The sequence below is a fragment of the Algibacter sp. TI.3.09 genome (genome assembly GCF_038154905.1).
In the GTDB taxonomy this organism is placed as follows: Bacteria; Bacteroidota; Bacteroidia; order Flavobacteriales; family Flavobacteriaceae; genus Algibacter.
Genome location: NZ_JBAKAN010000002.1, coordinates 426,481 through 444,846, shown reverse-complemented (window position 1 = coordinate 444,846; position 18,366 = coordinate 426,481). Strand labels below are relative to the sequence as shown.

Below are 18,366 nucleotides of genomic sequence, written 5' to 3'. Positions count from 1 at the left end.
ATGAACACTATAATTCAAAATATACTCGTTTTTGCAGCCGTAGCTTTTGCAGTTTGGTCTTTGGTTAAAAAATACTTCGTAAAGAAACCAAGTGCTAAAAAGGCCTGCGGTGGAGATGATGGTTGCGGCTGTCATTAAAACATATTCATAGAGCAAATATTACTTACTTTTTAAGAATATATCTATATTTGGCTAAACTAAATAAGCCAACCATGCATTCTAAATTCAAGTACATTTCCCTGTTTTTCATTTTAACAAGTTTAACTGTAGCAGCTCAAAAAAGCTCTAAAACCATTCATTTACTGGATAAGGATTTAAGTCAGTTTGAAAAATGGATAGGAGTTCCACATGCCACTGTTACCGATTTGCCAGAAGGTACATATCAATCTGATAATGTGCATAACGGTACCGCTTTAGGTTTAAACAACGATATTAAAGATGTTTTTACTGTGAATGAAGAAAACGGTGAATTGATATTACATATTAGTGGTGAAATTTTAGGTGGAATAAACACTAAAAAAGACTACGAAAATTATCATTTAAGTACCTTGTTTAAATGGGGTGATAAAAAATGGGAACCAAGATTAGATGCAAAACGCGATAGTGGTATTCTTTACCATTGTTATGGCGAACAAGGGGCTTTTTGGAAGACCTGGAAAACATCTCTAGAATATCAAGTACAAGAAACAGATTTAGGGGATTTTATTCCTTTAGGTGGCGGAACAGCGAGTCCTAAAAGGGGTAAGCCTACAGCTGTAGTTAGAGGTGAGTCTAAAAAATACAACCCAAATTCCGATGCGTATTTTGAGGCAAACGGATATATTAATGCAGGATCAGAGCACGATGCGCCTCATGGCAAGTGGAATCTTTTAGAGATTTATGTGTTAGGGAATAATGCAGTGCACGTAGTAAATGGCCATGTGGTTATGGTTGTTGAAAATGCAAAGAATGATAAAGGTGAAATTTTAAACAAAGGGCAAATCCAAATCCAATCGGAAGCTGCTGAGTGTTATTATAAAGATTTAACATTAACTTCAATAAAGAAGTTTCCGAAGAAAATAAGAAAGCAAGTACGTTTTAAAAAGAGTTAATTTATCGTCTTAGTAAGGCTTCTAGATAATTGCTCGTATTTAAGTATTCTAATCGCATCTGTTTTAAATATTTTAAAACGGATGCTTTATATACGCTATTAGGTTTTAAGCAATCATTCATAGCTTCATCGTTTACGGTAATGGCAATATACCAATTGCCTTGTCTTGATGTGTAACTATCTTCGAATAGAGGGCTGCTACCACCGTTGTCTAATTTAGCGTCAATTATAATAGGGATAAGATTGATAGTTTTGTCTGGGATCTCTACTTCGTGAAACGAAAAATAAAACAGTGTACCATCAACTTCAAAAGGGACATTAAATTCTACGTCTTGAAACTGTAATTCATGCTTCGTATTCACATAATTATAAAACTCGTTGGCGTTTTTTGGGTCTTCAAAAATAAAAGCTTGACGCTTGGGTAGCTTGCGTTTAAATTTTTTCGCAACCATAACTTTGTCGGTTTTAATGGTTGGGGCAATGCGTACCGGAATGCAAGAAAAACAGAATGCAACTACAAAAACGAGTAAAAACGACTTCATATTTTGAATTTAAAATATGTAAATTGAATCAAAATTCGTGCCTTACGCTAATTTTGTAATACTTTTTTTATAAAACAGGAGTTAGGCTAATTTCACAAATAAATTATTAGCTATAATATTAGAAATTATAAATTCTGAATGATTTATGGTAATCGTTATCGAGTTGTCAAAAGGCTCTTTGTTGGTTACTTTTAGCTCTGTGCCTAAAGCTATGCCGTGCTTGTCTAGGTATTTTAAAAATTCGGAAGAAGAGTCTTTAACCCCAACACAAATACAAATATTGCTAACTTGAGCTTGAGATAATAATATTTTATCGATGCTTTGTATTCTTCCATTCTCATCCGGAATCGGGTCACCATGCGGATCGTGAGATGGGTAATCTAAGAATGCATCTAATTGCTTAATAAGTTTCTCTGATTTTATATGCTCTAGTTGTTCTGCAACATCATGTATTTCATCCCAGGAGAAGTTTAATTTTTCAGATAAAAAGACCTCCCATAGCCTGTGTTTCCTAACAATGTTAACGGCGATAAGTTTTCCTTCTTTCGTTAAAGTAACACCTTGGTATTTTTTATAATCAGCATAGCCTTTTTCAGAAAGTTTTTTCACCATATCAGAGACGGAAGAGGCTTTAGTCTCCATTTCTTTAGCAATGGCATTTGTGCTAACGTTGTTTTCGCCTTGCTTGCCTAAATGGTAAATAGCTTTGATGTAATTTTCTTCCGTAAGGGTAACCATGATGCTTTTTTTAGAGATGTCACAAATATATAATAATTAAAACTTTAAAAATATTTTTAGACTTATCTAAAAATATTTTTATATTTGTCAAAAATTAAAAACATGAGGAATCTAATATTTGTAATTTTATGTCTGTTAAGTTATGTGGTAAGCGCACAAACCGTAACAGGCAAAACATCTACAAATGGAGATGCGTTACCGTATGTAAATGTGTATTTAAAAGGAACTCAGAAAGGTGCGGTTTCTAATGATAACGGTGTGTTTAGCTTTAAAAATGTTTCACCAGGAAAATATACTATCATCGCCTCGTTTACAGGTTATCAAACACAAAGAAGAAGCATAACGGTGTCCGAATCAAAAGATGTAACTATCAATTTTAACTTGCCGGAATCTGAATTATTAGATGAGATCGTAGTAACAGGAACTCTAAAAGCTGTTTCTAGATTAGATAGCCCAGTGCCTGTAGAAGTGTATTCTACTACTTTTTTAAAGAAGAATCCGACGCCAAATATTTTCGAAGCGCTACAGAACGTAAATGGTGTACGCCCTCAAATAAATTGCAATGTTTGTAATACGGGAGATATTCATATTAATGGTTTAGAAGGTCCGTATACTTTAGTTTTAATAGATGGTATGCCAATTGTAAGTGGGCTTTCTACGGTTTATGGTTTATCTGGAATTCCAAATTCTTTAATAGAACAAATTGAAATTGTTAAAGGTCCTGCATCATCTCTTTATGGAAGTGAGGCTGTTGGAGGTTTAATTAATATTATTACTAAGTTACCCGAAAATGCACCGCGTTTCTTTGCGGATAGCTACGCAACAGGTTGGGGAGAGGTTAATTTAGATTTAGGTTTTAATACTAGAGTTGGAAAAAAAGCCAACTTACTTTTTGGTGTTAACTACTTTAACTACAATAATCCTATAGATAATAATGGTGATAATTTTACAGATTTAACGCTTCAGAATAGAATATCAGTTTTCCAAAAATGGAATTTTAAACGTAAAGAAAACAGAGTTTTATCTTTAGCTGGTCGTGTTTTTTACGAAGATCGATGGGGTGGGGAAATGCAATGGAATTCCGATTATAGAGGCGGAAATGAAATCTACGGAGAAAGTATTTATACCAAGCGCGGGGAGCTTTTAGGTAAATATCAATTACCAATTAAAGAAAAGGTGATGTTTCAATTTTCATATACAGATCACGACCAAAATTCAGTTTATGGTGATACAGCGTTTCTAGCGCAACAAAAAATAGGTTTCGGTCAATTTACTTGGGATAAATCTCTTAAAAATCACGATTTGCTTTTTGGAGCTGCGGCTAGATATAATTATTATAACGATAGTACACCCGCTACATTAGGTGCCGACGAGGTGGTTATACCTTCTATTTTTGCGCAAGATGAAATAAAAATAAGCGAAAAAAACACCTTACTATTAGGTGCGCGTTACGATTACGATAAAAGACACGGCAATATATTCACGCCACGAATTGCGTATAAATTTAAGCCAACACCAGATGATGTTTTTAGGGTAAATGCCGGAACAGGTTTTAGAGTTGTTAATATTTTTACTGAAGAGCATGCGGCACTTACCGGAGCCAGAGATGTTGTAATTGCCGAAGCATTAAAACCAGAACGCTCTGTTAATATAAACCTGAATTATCTTAAAAAATTCTACACAAAATCTGGGTCTATCATAGGTTTAGATGTATCGACATGGTATACGCATTTTTCAAACTTAATTTTACCAGATTATGATACTAACCCAAATCAAATTATATACGATAATTTAGATGGTAAAGCAGTAACAAAAGGAGTAAGCATTAACTTAGACGCTATAATAACAAGCGGTGTTAAACTTCTTGTTGGTGGTACATTTCAAGATGTGTCGCAAACAGAAAATGGTATAAAAGAACGCCAAATACTTACTGAGCGTTTTACCGGAACCTGGGCGGCAACCTATAAAAATTATAAATATAATCTGTCGGTAGATTATACCGGTAATATTTATGGCCCTATGCGCTTGCCTTTATTGAGCGATTTAGATCCTAGAAGCCAAAACTCACCCGTTTGGAGTATTCAAAATATACAATTAACTTTCGATGGTCTCGAAAATTTAGAAATTTATGGCGGTGTTAAAAACCTATTAAACTGGACGCCAAATAAAGGTAATCCATTTATTATTGCTCGCTCAAATGATCCGTTTGATAAAGACGTCACTTTCGATAACAATGGCAACGCACAAGTTACTCCAGATAACCCTTACGGACTAACTTTCGATCCAACTTATGTTTACGCACCAAACCAAGGAATTAGAGCCTTTTTAGGTTTAAGATATTCATTGAAATAATTAATTGCTTTTTAGTAATTTCACAAAAATTAAAATTCATGAAAAAATACATCTACATACTTTTTGTTAGCTTAATTGTTTTTAGCTGCAAAACAGATAAAAAAGCCAACCAAAAACTAAATATTGTTACCACCACATCCATGATAACCGATTTGGTTAAAAACGTAGCTGGCGATGAGGTAAATGTACAAGGGTTAATGGGGAGCGGTGTAGATCCGCACCTTTATAAAGCCAGTGAAGGCGATGTAAGTAAGTTGTCTGGTGCCGATATTATTTTTTACAATGGTCTGCACTTAGAAGGTAAGCTCGTAGAGATTTTCGAAAAAATGCGAAACATTAAAACGGTAGCGCTTTCCGATGCTATCGACGAAAAAACACTAATTGGTTCAGAGTATTTTGCATCAAATTACGATCCACACATTTGGTTTAATACCGAATATTGGATTCAAATCACCCAATTTGTAGCCGATAAATTATCCGAAGCACTTCCTGAGAAAAAAGATATATTTCAAGCCAATAGCGCCAAGTATATCGTGGAGTTAAAAGCGTTACAAACTACTTTAAAAAGTACTATCGAAACGCTTCCAAAAAACAAACGTATTTTAGTAACCGCACACGATGCCTTTAATTATTTTGGTAAAGCCTATGGTTTTCAAGTACGCGGACTGCAAGGTATTTCAACAGCAACCGAAGCCGGTGTGCAAGATGTTCAAAACCTGTCTGCCTTCATTATAGAAAACAAAATTAAAGCCATTTTTATAGAAAGTTCGGTGCCTAAACGCACCATTGAGGCGCTGCAAGCTGCTGTAAATTCTAAAGATCACAACGTCGATATTGGTGGGTCTCTTTATTCCGATGCGCTTGGTACTCCAGGAACTCCCGAAGGCACGTATATCGGTATGTTTAAGTATAATGTAAACACTATAGTTAACGCTTTGAAATAAGTTTTTTATTAGAAGCCAATCCTGCTATTCGCTATATCTTTTTTTTAGTGAAAGCTAGTTTTTACAGCTTTGATAAAGTTATTAAATTAGAGTTGGTGCATACAGTAAAGTGAGTTTTCAAAAAAAAGGATACCGCTGCTATCAGGGCTAAATCATCCGCAAAAGCAAGTGTAAAACGTAATTCAAAAAAGGAATCAGTAAAGTTTAGGCATAGGCTCAAAACCGTAAAAAAAAACATGAATACATTTCCTGTTACAACATCAACCCTATCTGCGGAAGCTCTTGGGGAATTTACAAAAGAACAATACGGGCTAGATATGAGCTACGTGTGCACGTTGTTTAGAACAGGAATGAATCACACCTATTTTATTTCCAACGGAAAAACAAAATATGTGCTTCGGGTTTACTGTTACAATTGGCGTTCTAAAACCGAAATAACCGAAGAGCTAACACTTTTAAACAAACTAAAAAGTAACGGTTTAGGTATTTCTGTGCCGGTTTTAGATAAAAACAAAACGTATATACAAACAGTAAAGGCACCCGAAGGTATTCGGTATGCTGTACTGTTTTCGTTTGCAGAAGGCGATAAAATTCGGTTTTTAAATACAGATATGTGTTACGCTATTGGCGAATTAATGAGTAAAATACACCATGCCAGCCAAGACCAAATTATCGAGCGGATTACTTATAACAAAAAATCACTTTTAGAATTACCATATCAAAAATTAAAATCATACTTTTCAGAGGCTTTACCAGAGATGGAATTTGTGAAATCTATAGAAGGGTTTTTCGAAGATTCCGAGTTTGAAAACACTCGAAAAGGTGTGGTGCATTTAGATATTTGGTATGATAATATGAGTATTGCAAACCAAACAGAGATAACCATTTTCGATTTTGATTTTTGTGGCAACGGATCACAAATTTTGGATATTGGTTATTTTTGTAAGCAACTGTTTCATATAGAAATAGATAAAAAAGAATACGAAATAAAAAAGGAAAGCTTTTTAAAAGGCTATCAGAGCGTAAATACAATACCAGAAAAAGAATTACAACTATTGCCAAAAGCTGGACTTGCGGTTTTTGTGTTCTATCTTGGCGTTCAGGCTCAACGATTCGATTGGTCTAATATTTTCCTCACAGAAAATTACCTAAAAATGTTTGTAGGTAGATTTAGATCATGGAGTGATTATTATAAAATTGAAAACACATGAAAAAAAATATAGCAGTTCAGGTTGACGATTTAACGGTAGCGTATAACTACAAACCCGTACTTTGGGATATTGATTTAGAAATCCCCGAAGGTGTGCTTATGGCTATTGTTGGTCCAAATGGTGCAGGGAAATCCACGCTTATAAAATCTATTTTAGGGATTTTGAAACCTATTGCAGGTAGTGTGTCTATTTTTGGCAAGAGCTACGAAAAACAACGTCATTTAGTAGCCTATGTGCCACAAAAAGGAAGTGTAGATTGGGATTTTCCGACTACGGCTTTAGATGTTGTAACCATGGGGACTTATGGGAGTTTAGGTTGGATTAAACGTCCTGGTCTAAAAGAAAAAAAAGAATCTTTAGAAGCATTGGAAAAAGTTGGTATGCTTGCTTTTAAAAACAGGCAAATTAGTCAACTTTCCGGCGGGCAGCAACAACGTATATTTTTAGCACGGGCTTTGGTACAAAATGCATCCATCTATTTTATGGACGAGCCGTTTCAAGGTGTAGATGCTACTACCGAAATTGCGATAATCAATATTTTGAAAGAACTTCGAAAAGCTGGTAAAACGGTGGTTGTAGTGCACCACGATTTACAAACTGTTCCTGAGTATTTCGATTGGGTTACCTTTTTAAACGTGAAAAAAATTGCCACAGGTCCCGTTAAGGATATTTTTAACGACGATAATTTAACGAAAACCTATGGTATAAATTATAAAGTGAGTATTCAGGAATAATTATAGTTTATAAGGCTTGTTGCAACAAAAAACAACGCGTTCAATATAATAGAAATGGACATAACAGAATATTTTAATCTAGTCTTTACAGATTATACACTTAGAACCATAACTCTTGGTACGGCTATTCTTGGCGCTGTTACCGGTATGCTTGGTAGCTTTGCAGTTTTAAGAAAACAGAGTCTTTTGGGCGATGCTATTTCGCATGCAGCCTTGCCAGGTATTGCGATTGCTTTTTTAATTACAGGCGCAAAAGATAGCAATGTATTACTTTTAGGAGCTTTGGTTAGTGGACTTTTAGGAACTTTTTGGATTAGAAGTATTATCAAGAAAACACATTTAAAATCCGATACGGCTTTAGGCTTAATTTTATCTTTGTTTTTTGGTTTCGGTATGTTGCTTTTAACTTTTATTCAAAAACAACCTAATGCTAATCAGGCTGGTTTAGATAAGTATCTATTTGGTCAGGCAGCAACTTTAGTGGAGAGCGATGTTTGGTTAATGGCTATTGTAACCGGTGTGTGTTTATTTGTTTTATTACTTTTTTGGAAAGAGTTTAAAATACTGCTTTTCGATGCCGATTACACTAAAACACTTGGTTTTAACACTAAGTTTATCGATATATTAATTACAACTTTTATTGTTTTAGCAATTGTTTTAGGCTTGCAAACGGTTGGTGTTGTACTTATGAGTGCTATGCTTTTAGCACCTGCTGCTGCTGCACGCCAATGGACAAATAGCTTAGGGCTTATGGTGTTTTTAGCCGCTATTTTTGGTGCTTTTTCAGGAGTTTTTGGAACAGCTATTAGTTCTAGTCAAAACAATTTATCTACAGGCCCAGTCATTGTTATTGTTGCTGGTGTTTTTGTTTTGGTGTCGTTTATATTTTCGCCAAGTCGTGGATTACTTTTTAAACAAATTCGATTTATTAAAAACCGTCGAGATTTAGAGCTGCATAAAACTTTAGCTTTCATGTTTCATATTGCGGAAACACATGATAATATCTCTCATCCGCATACCATTAAAATTTTAAATAATTTTCAAGGTTATACAAAAGGAACGCTCCAGAAATTAGTCGATAAACATTACGTTACCCTTAAAGGAAAAAAATGGAGCTTAACGGAAGAAGGATATAAAACAGCATCTAATTTGTATAATCAACAAAACGATAATGATGAGTAACGCACAAATTGAAATACAGCTTATTGCTAGTTTGGTAGCCATTGCATGTGCCATTCCTGGAACGTTTTTGGTACTTAGAAAAATGGCCATGATTAGTGATGCTATTAGTCATTCTATTTTACCAGGAATTGTTGTTGGCTTCTTTATTACGCAAGATTTAAATTCACCATTACTTATATTATTGGCTGCTTTAACAGGAATTATTACAGTTGTTTTGGTAGAGTATATTCAAAAAACTGGGTTAGTAAAAGAAGATACCGCTATTGGTTTAGTGTTCCCTATTTTATTTAGTATTGGTGTTATCATGATTGCTAAAAACGCTAACGATGTCCATTTAGATATCGATGCCGTTTTACTTGGCGAACTTGCCTTTACGCCTTTTGATAGATTTATAGTTTCGGGTGTTGATGTTGGACCAAAATCTTTATGGGTTATTGGTGTTATTTTATTAATAACCATTGCTTTGTTAGTTGCTTTTTTTAAAGAATTAAAAGTAAGCACCTTTGATGCTGGTTTAGCGGCTTCGTTAGGGTTTTCTCCGGCAGTTATACATTATGGATTAATGACGGTATCGTCTATAACTACCGTTGGTGCTTTCGATGCTGTTGGAGCTATTTTGGTGGTTGCTCTCATGATTTCTCCTGCGGCTACGGCTTATTTACTGACTAATAATTTAAAACGCATGCTTGTTTTAGCCATTTGCTTTGGTGTATTTAGTGCGATTTCTGGATATTGGTTAGCGCATTTTCTTGATGCTTCCATTGCAGGATCTATAACAACCATGCTCGGTTTGTTGTTTTTGGCTGTTTATTTGTTTGCGCCAAGTAAAGGTGTTATTGCTGTAATTTATAGAGAAAAGCAACAGCGTACAGAAGTATCGTTATTAACGTTTCTTCTTCATTTAAAAAACCATACAGAAGAGCGCGAACGCCATGTAAATCACCTTAACGAACATATTAATTGGCAAAAAGTGCGTTCTAAAACGGTATTAGATTTGGCACTTAAAAACAATATGATTCAGTTTGAAAAAAACATTGTGTCCTTAACGGAAAAAGGCGATGCTTTTACATCTAAAGCAATTGATTATATTATCACTAATGAAGATGCTCAAATTGAAGATATGAAAGATGATTTCTTCTTGTTTAGAGGATAAATAAACTTTGATGCCATGGCAAAACACAATGAACTCGGTAAAAAAGGAGAGCAGTTAGCTGTCGATTTTCTGTTGAAAAACGGATATGCTATTGTGGCGCGTAATTACCGATACCAAAAGGCGGAAGTTGATATTATTGCGAAAAAAGAAGATGTTCTGGCGGTTGTAGAAGTTAAAACAAGGTCTACTAATAACTTCGGAAATCCTCAAGATTTTGTAAAACCAAAACAGATTCAACGTTTAGTAAAAGCTATTGATGCATACGTGATTGCAAACGATCTCGATGTAGAAGTTCGTTTTGATGTTGTTGCTATTGTAAAGCAAGGAAAAGATTTCAGTATTGAGCACTTAGAAGGTGCTTTTTACCACTTTTAAAAGCTGATTTATTCTTCCTCAGCTTCTTCTCCAAAAAAGGCTTTTAAAGCTTTAAAATCTTCTGGTTTTGAAATGAATTTTTTGTCTTTATCTAAAATGAAATATGTTGGTGTTGATGTTACGCCGTAGTCGTTTCCAATTTTATTTTCCCAACGGCCTTCACCATAAACATGAATAAAGCTAGTGTAAGTATAGGTTAGGTCTTTCCATTTGTATGGATCGTCTTCTAAGCCTACAGCAATTACTTTTACGTCACCTTTTTCTAAAGTATTCACGAAACTGTGTAATTGAGGAATTTCATCTAAACAATGTGAGCATGTGCTACTCCAGAAAACTACAATGTATTTTTGTGCTACGTTTAGTGCGCTTAATTGTGTTTTAACTAAGGCTTTATCTTTCTTTATTTCTAATGTGAAATCTGGTGCTTTTCTACCTATTGATGTGTTTTTAAATAGAGTTAATCCATCGATTAAATCTTTATCATTTAGCGATTTTGCAACCGGCATTAAATATTTATCTGAAATATAGTTAGCAACCGACTCAAAACCCAAGTCTGCCATTTGTTGCCATAAATCGACTAATAAAATACGTTTTACACCTTGTGGTGTTGTTTTTAAAACGTCATGAAAAACATCAATGTTATTTTTGTAAACTGTAGCTTCATCTTCAATTTCAGAAGACATTCCGAAAACATAATTTAGCATTTTTTCTTCTAAAAAATTAGAGCTCTGTAGTGCTTTACTGTTGAAGTTTATATGGTCGAAATAATGTACTCTTAAGTTGTTTATATAGGTTTTTAAGTCTTCAAATTCGGTTGGAACATAAGGTTGGTTGGCTTTTATAAAATCTAAAGCCATCATGCCTTCTGCTGCTTTCTCAAAGTTTTCTTGTGTTTCTTGTTGTGTTTTAAATATCGACTTTAAAGCTTTGGTGTTTTTGCTTTCTTCTCTAAAATAATTCCCAATACTTTGCGTAACCATAGACATGCTATTGGTGTAAGATGCCAGTAATTTGTTCTCGGAAGATTTTTTGAAAGTAACGCCAGTTTCAGAATTAAAGGTTAATTCAATATCTTCTTTTCCGTTGTAAATAATATCGAAATTATAATCTTCTTGAGGTATAGCGTAAACTACACGATACATACCTTTTGTTCTTGTAGAATCGAGTTGAAACTCAAAACCACCAGTTTCTTTATCTATTTCGGTGTTCGAAATATATTCCGATAATGTTGGAGTTACCTTGTAAAGTAGAGCAAAATTGTATTCTTTGGCAGGTGAGAACGTGCCTTTAATGCTGTGTTGTGCTAATAAAATACTTGGTATGAGGGTAATAAGAAATAATAAGCGTTTCACGGTTTTGGATGTATTTGTTTTCTTCTTATTGAAGATATGATATATTTTAATTTAAATGAAACAAGAATTAAGCCACAATAGGTTGTAAAGCGCTTAGTGCTTGTTTTACGGTTTTTATTTTTTCGAAAGTTAGCATTAACCTTAATCCGTTTCGAGTTTGTTTTTCTTTTATTTTACCTGCTCCTGGATTTTTTTGAACAAATTGTAAAACTTTAGTAAAACCAGAGCTTTGATAAAAGTTACTTTGTTGGTCGTTAATAAAATAACCAATAAGTTTACCTTGTTTCATAACTACTTTTTCGAAACCAATTTTGGTTGCTAACCACTTTATTTGGACACTATTTAATAAATCGGTCACTTGTATTGGTAATTCTCCAAAACGATCGACTAATTCTGTTTCAAAAGTATGCAATTCAGCTTCGGTTTTCAAATTATTTAGCTGTGTATATAAGCTTAATCTTTCTGCGATGTTATTTACATAATCGTCTGGGAAAAGTAGTTCGAAATCGGTGTCGATAGTAACATCTTTAACGTAAACGCGATCTTCCTCAGGTTCATCATATAAATCCTTAAATTCGTTTTCTTTAAGTTCTTCTATGGCTTCGCTTAATATTTTTTGATAGGTATCAAACCCTATTTCATTTATAAAACCACTTTGTTCGCCGCCTAATAAATCTCCAGCACCACGAATTTCTAAATCTTTCATGGCTATATTAAATCCGCTACCAAGCTCTGTAAATTGCTCTAATGCGGTAATACGTTTTCTGGCATCGTCCGTCATTGCAGAATATTCTGGTGTAATAAAATAGCAAAAAGCTTTTTTATTGCTTCGACCTACACGACCACGCATTTGGTGTAAATCACTTAAACCAAAATTATTGGCATTGTTTATAAAAATGGTGTTGGCATTTGGAACATCTAAACCACTTTCAATAATGGTTGTGCTTACCAGAACATCAAACTCGCCATCCATAAAAGAAAGCATAAGTTGTTCCAGCTTTTTGCCGTCTAATTGCCCATGACCAATACCGATTTTAGCATCGGGAACTAAACGCTGAATAAGGCCAGCAACTTCTTTTATGTTTTCTATTCTATTATGAATGAAGAAAATTTGTCCGCCGCGTTCAATTTCATAACTCACCGCATCACGAATATCTTCTTCATTAAAACGAATAACATTACTTTCAATAGGATATCGGTTTGGTGGTGGTGTTGTAATAACCGATAAATCTCGGGCAGCCATTAAGCTAAATTGTAAAGTACGCGGTATAGGTGTAGCGGTTAATGTTAATACATCAACATTGTCTTTTAATGTTTTTAGTTTTTCTTTTACAGCAACGCCAAATTTTTGTTCTTCATCTACAATTAATAAACCAAGGTCTTTAAATTTCACGTTTTTATTTACAAGTTGGTGTGTGCCGATAATAATATCTACACTACCTTTTTCTAAACCTTCTAGAGTGGTGCGTTTTTCTTTAGCTGTTCTAAAACGGTTAACATAATCTACTGTTACAGGGAAGTCTTTTAAACGCTCGCGGAATGTTTTTGCATGCTGATAAGCTAAAATGGTTGTTGGTACTAAAACAGCGACTTGTTTGCCGTTGTCTACGGCTTTAAAAGCGGCACGAATAGCTACTTCCGTTTTACCAAAACCAACATCGCCACATACTAAACGATCCATTGGGCGTTCGCTTTCCATATCGACTTTTATATCTGCGGTGGCACTACTTTGGTCTGGGGTATCTTCATAAATAAAAGAAGCTTCCAGTTCGTGTTGCATGTAGCTATCAGGATTGTATTGATAGCCTTTTTCTGTTTTCCGCTTAGCGTAAAGTTTTATTAAGTTGAAAGCAACGTGCTTAACACGTGCTTTAGTTTTTTGTTTTAAGGTTTTCCAGGCTGTGCTGCCTAGCTTGTAAATTTTAGGCGGTTTTCCGTCTTTACCATTAAATTTGGTGATTTTATGTAGGGAATGGATGCTTAAATAAAGGACATCGCGTTCTCCATAAACCAATTTAATGGCTTCTTGTTTTTTGCCTTCAACATCAATTTTTTGAAGTCCACCAAAACGTCCAATACCATGGTCTATATGTGTTACATAATCGCCAATATCTAGATTTGTAAGCTCTTTTAAAGTAATGGCTTGCTTTTTTGCGTAACCGTTTTTAACATTAAACTTATGGTAACGTTCAAAAATTTGATGGTCTGTATAGCAAACTATTTTGGTGTCATGGTCTATAAAACCTTGGTGTAGTGAAAGCACAATAGTTTGGTAAGATACCTCGCCTTCAACATCGTCAAAAATATCATGAAAACGTTTGGCCTGCTGTTCGCTTACACATGCAATATAATTGGTGTAACCCTTGTTGTGGTTGCTGTTTAAGTCTTCAATTAATAAATCGAATTTCTTATTAAAAGATGGTTGCGGTGTGGTTTTGAATTCTACTTTTTGTACAACGCTACCAATTTTCGTCATTATAGACGTGCTACCAAATTCAATAATTGAAAAATCGAGTAATTGCTTTTTTAATAAGGTTGAATTACAAAAAAGCTCGTTTGGTTTGGCTTGTTTTATTTCTGAAGATAAATTTCTATAAGCGATTTCTGCTTTGTTGTAAAAATCATCGATTCTAGAAAAAAGTAAGTCCGCATTTTTTAAGCAAACTACTGTTTTCTGTGCAACGTATTTTAGAAAACTTTGTCTTTTTTCTTCTAAAAGTTTATTGGCAACGTTTGGAATAACGTTTATCTTTTTTATTTGATTTATGGAAAGCTGTGTTTCTACATCAAAAGTTCTAATGCTATCAACTTCATCTCCAAAAAACTCAATACGATAAGGCTCGTCATTAGAAAATGAAAACACATCAATAATACCACCACGTACAGAGAATTCACCAGGTTCGGTAACAAAGTCTACTCGTTTAAATTGATATTCAAAAAGAACTTCGTTTACAAAAGTAATTGATAAATTATCGTTTACTGCTACTTTTAAAGTGTTGCGTTCCAGTTCTTTTCTGGTAACTACCTGCTCAAAAAGGGCATCAGGATAAGTAACAATTATAGCCGGTTTTTTTTGTGAGTTTATACGGTTTAAAACTTCGGCGCGTAAAAGTACGTTAGCGTTATCGGTTTCTTCTATTTCGTAGGGTCTGCGATAACTTCCTGGATAGAACAGCACATCTTTATCATTGCAAAGCTGCTCTAAATCGTTTAGGTAAAAGGCGGCTTCTTCTTTATCATCAAAAACAATAAGAAAAGGTTTATCCGATTCCTTGAAAATACTTGATATTATAAAGGATAACGAAGAGCCTACTAAGCCTGTAAGATGTATTTTGTTTTCACTTTTGGCAACAGCATTTTGCAGATTCTGCTTTTGCAAAGTCTGTAAATATGTTTGCGAGAGGATAGATTTACTCACGTAATTAGGGTTTTACGAGAGCAAAGATAGGTTTTAATATGTTTTTAAAATTAGACTCTTTTGTATTTTTTAATGAAATCTTTAGAAAGTTAAGGACATATTGAGTAATTTGCATTTTTTATCTGAATAAGATGAGAATTTTCAAAAAAAAATAGCAAAAAACTCTCAATGGTCCCTTACCAATCTACGCTGCTTATCGATGATGATAAGTTTACTAATTTTTATAACGAAAAAATAGTAAAAAAACATAACACATTTAATTCTATAAAGTCTGTTAATAGTGGAGCTGATGCGTTGGCTTATCTACAAAAAGCGATGGATGGTTTAGTTGAAAAACCAGAGGTTATTTTTCTTGATATTAATATGCCTGCAATGAATGGTTGGGAGTTTATAGAAGAATATAGTAAATTAGATAAAGAATTTACTTCTAGCATTAAGATTATTATGTTAACCACATCATCCAACCCAAATGATCAAGAAAAAGCAAAGGCTTCTTGCTTTATAAATGGTTATATTAACAAACCATTGTCTGTAACTCTTTTAGATGAAGCTTTGAATTTTGAGAAGTAGTCCACATGGAAAAAAGAATAATTCTATTAATATGCTTATTTGCTAGCATTACTATTTGTGCGCAAAATAGAGCGTCTGTACAAGGAAATGTTTCAGATGCTTTTGGTGCTTTGCCAGGAGCTTTAATTAGTGTTGAAGGTTACGAGGTACAAACAACCACCAACATAAATGGTAATTTTAAACTAGAACTTGAAGAAGGAGATTATGTTATAACAGCATCTTTCATCATGTATAATAGTAACAGTAAGTCCGTTTCGTTAAAGGTTGGAGATAGTTTTACTACTGATTTTCGTTTAGAAACGGGGTTTTCTGCAGATGAACCGGTGTCTTTAGGAACGCGTTCTAAACCACAATCTGCTTTAGAAACTACAGTGCCTATTGAGATTATAACACCCGAAGAAATAAGTAATTCATCTCATTTTGAGTTAGGTGAATTGCTGCAGTTTTTAGTGCCATCATTTCATTCTACGCAACAAACGGTTTCTGATGGAACAGACCATATCGATCCGGCAACTTTACGAGGTTTAGGACCAGATCAACTTTTGGTTTTAATAAACGGAAAGCGTCGCCATACATCGTCTATGTTAAATGTAAATAATACTATTGGTAGAGGTAGTGTGGGTACGGATTTTAATGCGATACCGGTATCTTCTATCGATCATATTGAAATTTTGAGAGATGGCGCGACTTCTCAGTACGGATCTGATGCTATTGCAGGAGTTATTAATATTGTTTTAAAGAAACAAACCGATGTTATCGATATTGATACAGGAACTAAAATCAATACAGAAAAAGATGGTGTGAACCATTATTTTAGTGGGAATTTTGGTTTAAAAATAGGTAATACAGGTTTTATAAATATTACGGGAGAGTTTAGAGATAGAGGAGCTACAAATAGAGCAGGCAACTATACCGGAAATGTTTATGTTGATAATGATGATGTTTTGGATAGACAATTGATAGAAGACAACGATTTTTTCTCTCAAACAGGTTATAAAAATCAACAAGTGATGGAAGTTGGTAGTGCTGCAACTAGAAACTCGGCTTTGGCTTTTAATGGCGAATTATCACTTTTTGATAAAGCTAATCTTTACTTTTTTGGTGGTCGTAATTCTAGAGAAGGAACTTCAAAAGGGTTTTATCGTTTTCCTGGAGAAATCGATCGTGTTGTAGAAGAACTTCATCCAAATGGATTTTCACCAGAAATATTAACAAACATTCAAGATGACGCTGTTACCTTTGGGATTCGAGGTGAAAAAAATGGTTGGGATATAGATTTTAGTCATTCCATGGGGTCTAATAGTGTCGACTTTACGGTTAATAATTCTAACAATGCATCGCTTGGTGTTATTTCGCCTAGAACGTTTAAATCTGGTGGTTATCAATACGAACTTAACACCACTAATTTAGATTTTAGCAGACCTTTTGATGTTATGTATGGCCTTAACTTGGCCTTTGGGGGAGAACTACGTGTGGAGCGTTACGAGATTATTTCTGGCGAAGAAGATTCGTATATTAATGGAGATGTAATGTATGAAGATGAAAATGGAGAGTTAAGACCTAAAATTATTGGGGCTCAAGTATTTCCTGGTATACAACCACAAGATGAGCTTATTCGTTACCGCTCTAATGCTTCTGGGTATGTAGATGTTGAATTGAAGCCTATTGAGCCGATGCTTATAAAAGGAGCATTTCGATATGAGTCTAACAACGATTTTGGAGAAAACTCGCTTTGGAAACTTTCTGCTCGATATAAGTTTGGTAAAAAGACTTCGTTGAGGTCTAGTTATTCTACAGGTTTTAGAGCACCATCTATGCATCAAGTGTTTTTTCAAAAAATTAGCACACAGTTTTTTGATGGGGATATTAGTCAGGTTGGTACGTTTAACCATGAAAGTACTTTGGTAACCGATGCTTTTGAGGTAAGCAAGCTTAAACCAGAATTATCAAAACATTTTAGCCTTGGTTTAAGTACTAAAATAGAAAATAAATACACGCTTTCTTTTGATTATTATAATATCAATATTGAAGATCGAATTGTGCTATCAGGACAGTTTGATGAGGGTTACGAAGATTTATTGGCGCCGTTTAATGTTACGGCTGCTCAGTTTTTTGCCAATGCAATAGATTCAAGAACTAATGGTGTAGAAATGTCTTTCCATTACAAAAATCAAATAGGAGCAGGTAAATTAAGCGGAAAGGTTTCGGCTAATTTTACTGAAACCAAAGTGACTAAAGTAAATAGAAGTAATATTGTAGATAGTGATATTGAATCTTTATTTAACAGAGAAGAGCGTTCTAGAATAGAGTCTGCTCAACCAAAAGTGAAGATAAACTCGTATTTGAATTATGAAATTAATGATTTTAAATTCAATTTAGTGGGTACTTATTTTGGAAGCGTAATGTATATTCACCCAGATGATGGTGATTCAAGTAATTGGGAGTTTAATGAGTTTACGGGTAATGTTGAAACTCGCGATCAAAAATTCGATCCAAAGTTTGTAACCGATTTGTATGTAACTTATAATTACGAGAATTGGCTACAAGCAACAGTTGGGTGTAATAATATTTTTGATGTATACCCAAACAAGCATACACACTCGGCTAATATGGTGAATGGAAGTTTGGTTTACAGTAGGCGTGTGCAGCAATTTGGTGTAAACGGCGCCAACGTATTTGCCAAAATATTGTTACGTTTATAATGT

Annotated in this window: 15 protein-coding genes; 11 read left to right on the top strand and 4 right to left on the bottom strand. The window is 34.3% G+C overall.

The genetic code is table 11. The features are described from left to right. Together V6246_RS09625 and V6246_RS09620 are read left to right on the top strand one after the other, a co-directional pair. Nucleotides 1–138: a FeoB-associated Cys-rich membrane protein gene (locus tag V6246_RS09625; protein WP_159018689.1), complete on the top strand. Its 138-nt coding sequence runs from the start codon at nt 1–3 to the stop codon at nt 136–138. A 74-nt stretch (nt 139–212) separates the two neighbouring features. Beyond that, nucleotides 213–1,091 carry a 3-keto-disaccharide hydrolase gene (locus V6246_RS09620; protein ID WP_341560187.1) on the top strand — a complete coding sequence of 293 codons (879 nt, stop codon included), beginning with the start codon at nt 213–215 and terminating at the stop codon, nt 1,089–1,091. 1 nt (nt 1,092) lies between these two features. Here V6246_RS09620 and V6246_RS09615 read toward each other — a convergent pair whose 3' ends face one another. Both V6246_RS09615 and V6246_RS09610 read right to left on the bottom strand, forming a co-directional pair. Further along, nucleotides 1,093–1,632: a hypothetical protein gene (locus tag V6246_RS09615; protein ID WP_341560186.1), complete on the bottom strand. Its 540-nt coding sequence runs from the start codon at nt 1,630–1,632 to the stop codon at nt 1,093–1,095. Between the two features lie 81 nt (nt 1,633–1,713). Next, nucleotides 1,714–2,370 carry a metal-dependent transcriptional regulator gene (locus tag V6246_RS09610; RefSeq protein ID WP_341560184.1) on the bottom strand — a complete coding sequence of 219 codons (657 nt, stop codon included), beginning with the start codon at nt 2,368–2,370 and terminating at the stop codon, nt 1,714–1,716. Between the two features lie 102 nt (nt 2,371–2,472). On the opposite strand from V6246_RS09610, the gene V6246_RS09605 reads away from it, so the two are divergent. From V6246_RS09605 to V6246_RS09575, 7 genes are all read left to right on the top strand, one after another. Next, complete coding sequence (locus V6246_RS09605) at nt 2,473–4,722, top strand: TonB-dependent receptor (protein ID WP_341560183.1); 2,250 nt, start codon at nt 2,473–2,475, stop codon at nt 4,720–4,722. A gap of 38 nt (nt 4,723–4,760) precedes the next feature. Beyond that, entirely contained in the window at nt 4,761–5,666 is a 906-nt protein-coding gene (locus V6246_RS09600; RefSeq protein ID WP_341560181.1) for a metal ABC transporter solute-binding protein, Zn/Mn family, read from the top strand. Between the two features lie 236 nt (nt 5,667–5,902). Further along, nucleotides 5,903–6,877 carry a phosphotransferase gene (locus V6246_RS09595; protein WP_341560180.1) on the top strand — a complete coding sequence of 325 codons (975 nt, stop codon included), beginning with the start codon at nt 5,903–5,905 and terminating at the stop codon, nt 6,875–6,877. Continuing rightward, a complete protein-coding gene (locus tag V6246_RS09590) occupies nt 6,874–7,611 on the top strand; it encodes a metal ABC transporter ATP-binding protein (protein WP_159018682.1) in 738 nt (245 codons plus the stop codon). The genes V6246_RS09595 and V6246_RS09590 overlap by 4 nt, the downstream gene beginning before the upstream one ends. Before the next feature lie 54 nt (nt 7,612–7,665). Continuing rightward, a complete protein-coding gene (locus tag V6246_RS09585) occupies nt 7,666–8,793 on the top strand; it encodes a metal ABC transporter permease (RefSeq protein ID WP_042502361.1) in 1,128 nt (375 codons plus the stop codon). Further along, nucleotides 8,786–9,946, top strand: coding sequence for a metal ABC transporter permease (locus V6246_RS09580; protein ID WP_042502364.1), 1,161 nt, complete (start codon nt 8,786–8,788; stop codon nt 9,944–9,946). The genes V6246_RS09585 and V6246_RS09580 overlap by 8 nt, the downstream gene beginning before the upstream one ends. Before the next feature lie 15 nt (nt 9,947–9,961). Then, on the top strand, nt 9,962–10,321 hold the full coding sequence (locus V6246_RS09575; protein ID WP_074936693.1) for a YraN family protein: 360 nt from the start codon (nt 9,962–9,964) through the stop codon (nt 10,319–10,321). 8 nt (nt 10,322–10,329) lie between these two features. On the opposite strand, the gene V6246_RS09570 is transcribed toward V6246_RS09575, so the two are convergent. Both V6246_RS09570 and mfd read right to left on the bottom strand, forming a co-directional pair. Beyond that, the gene (locus V6246_RS09570; protein WP_341560177.1) at nt 10,330–11,673 is read right to left on the bottom strand and encodes a TlpA family protein disulfide reductase; all 1,344 of its coding nucleotides are present in this window, start codon (nt 11,671–11,673) and stop codon (nt 10,330–10,332) included. Between the two features lie 67 nt (nt 11,674–11,740). Then, entirely contained in the window at nt 11,741–15,091 is a 3,351-nt protein-coding gene (gene mfd, locus V6246_RS09565) for a transcription-repair coupling factor (protein WP_341560176.1), read from the bottom strand. A gap of 168 nt (nt 15,092–15,259) precedes the next feature. Between mfd and V6246_RS09560 the strand changes: the two genes are divergently transcribed. Then, entirely contained in the window at nt 15,260–15,661 is a 402-nt protein-coding gene (locus tag V6246_RS09560) for a response regulator (protein ID WP_341560175.1), read from the top strand. Between the two features lie 5 nt (nt 15,662–15,666). After that, nucleotides 15,667–18,363: a TonB-dependent receptor gene (locus tag V6246_RS09555; RefSeq protein ID WP_341560174.1), complete on the top strand. Its 2,697-nt coding sequence runs from the start codon at nt 15,667–15,669 to the stop codon at nt 18,361–18,363. The last annotated feature ends 3 nt before the right edge of the window (nt 18,364–18,366 follow it).

Excerpts from the sequence above, each read along its gene's own strand:
- V6246_RS09625 (WP_159018689.1), top strand. The coding sequence starts at position 1 with ATGAACACTATAATTCAAAATATACTCGTTTTTGCAGCCGTAGCTTTT.
- V6246_RS09620 (WP_341560187.1), top strand. The coding sequence starts at position 213 with ATGCATTCTAAATTCAAGTACATTTCCCTGTTTTTCATTTTAACAAGT.
- V6246_RS09615 (WP_341560186.1), bottom strand. The coding sequence starts at position 1,632 with ATGAAGTCGTTTTTACTCGTTTTTGTAGTTGCATTCTGTTTTTCTTGC.
- V6246_RS09610 (WP_341560184.1), bottom strand. The coding sequence starts at position 2,370 with ATGGTTACCCTTACGGAAGAAAATTACATCAAAGCTATTTACCATTTA.
- V6246_RS09605 (WP_341560183.1), top strand. The coding sequence starts at position 2,473 with ATGAGGAATCTAATATTTGTAATTTTATGTCTGTTAAGTTATGTGGTA.
- V6246_RS09600 (WP_341560181.1), top strand. The coding sequence starts at position 4,761 with ATGAAAAAATACATCTACATACTTTTTGTTAGCTTAATTGTTTTTAGC.
- V6246_RS09595 (WP_341560180.1), top strand. The coding sequence starts at position 5,903 with ATGAATACATTTCCTGTTACAACATCAACCCTATCTGCGGAAGCTCTT.
- V6246_RS09590 (WP_159018682.1), top strand. The coding sequence starts at position 6,874 with ATGAAAAAAAATATAGCAGTTCAGGTTGACGATTTAACGGTAGCGTAT.
- V6246_RS09585 (WP_042502361.1), top strand. The coding sequence starts at position 7,666 with ATGGACATAACAGAATATTTTAATCTAGTCTTTACAGATTATACACTT.
- V6246_RS09580 (WP_042502364.1), top strand. The coding sequence starts at position 8,786 with ATGAGTAACGCACAAATTGAAATACAGCTTATTGCTAGTTTGGTAGCC.
- V6246_RS09575 (WP_074936693.1), top strand. The coding sequence starts at position 9,962 with ATGGCAAAACACAATGAACTCGGTAAAAAAGGAGAGCAGTTAGCTGTC.
- V6246_RS09560 (WP_341560175.1), top strand. The coding sequence starts at position 15,260 with ATGGTCCCTTACCAATCTACGCTGCTTATCGATGATGATAAGTTTACT.
- V6246_RS09555 (WP_341560174.1), top strand. The coding sequence starts at position 15,667 with ATGGAAAAAAGAATAATTCTATTAATATGCTTATTTGCTAGCATTACT.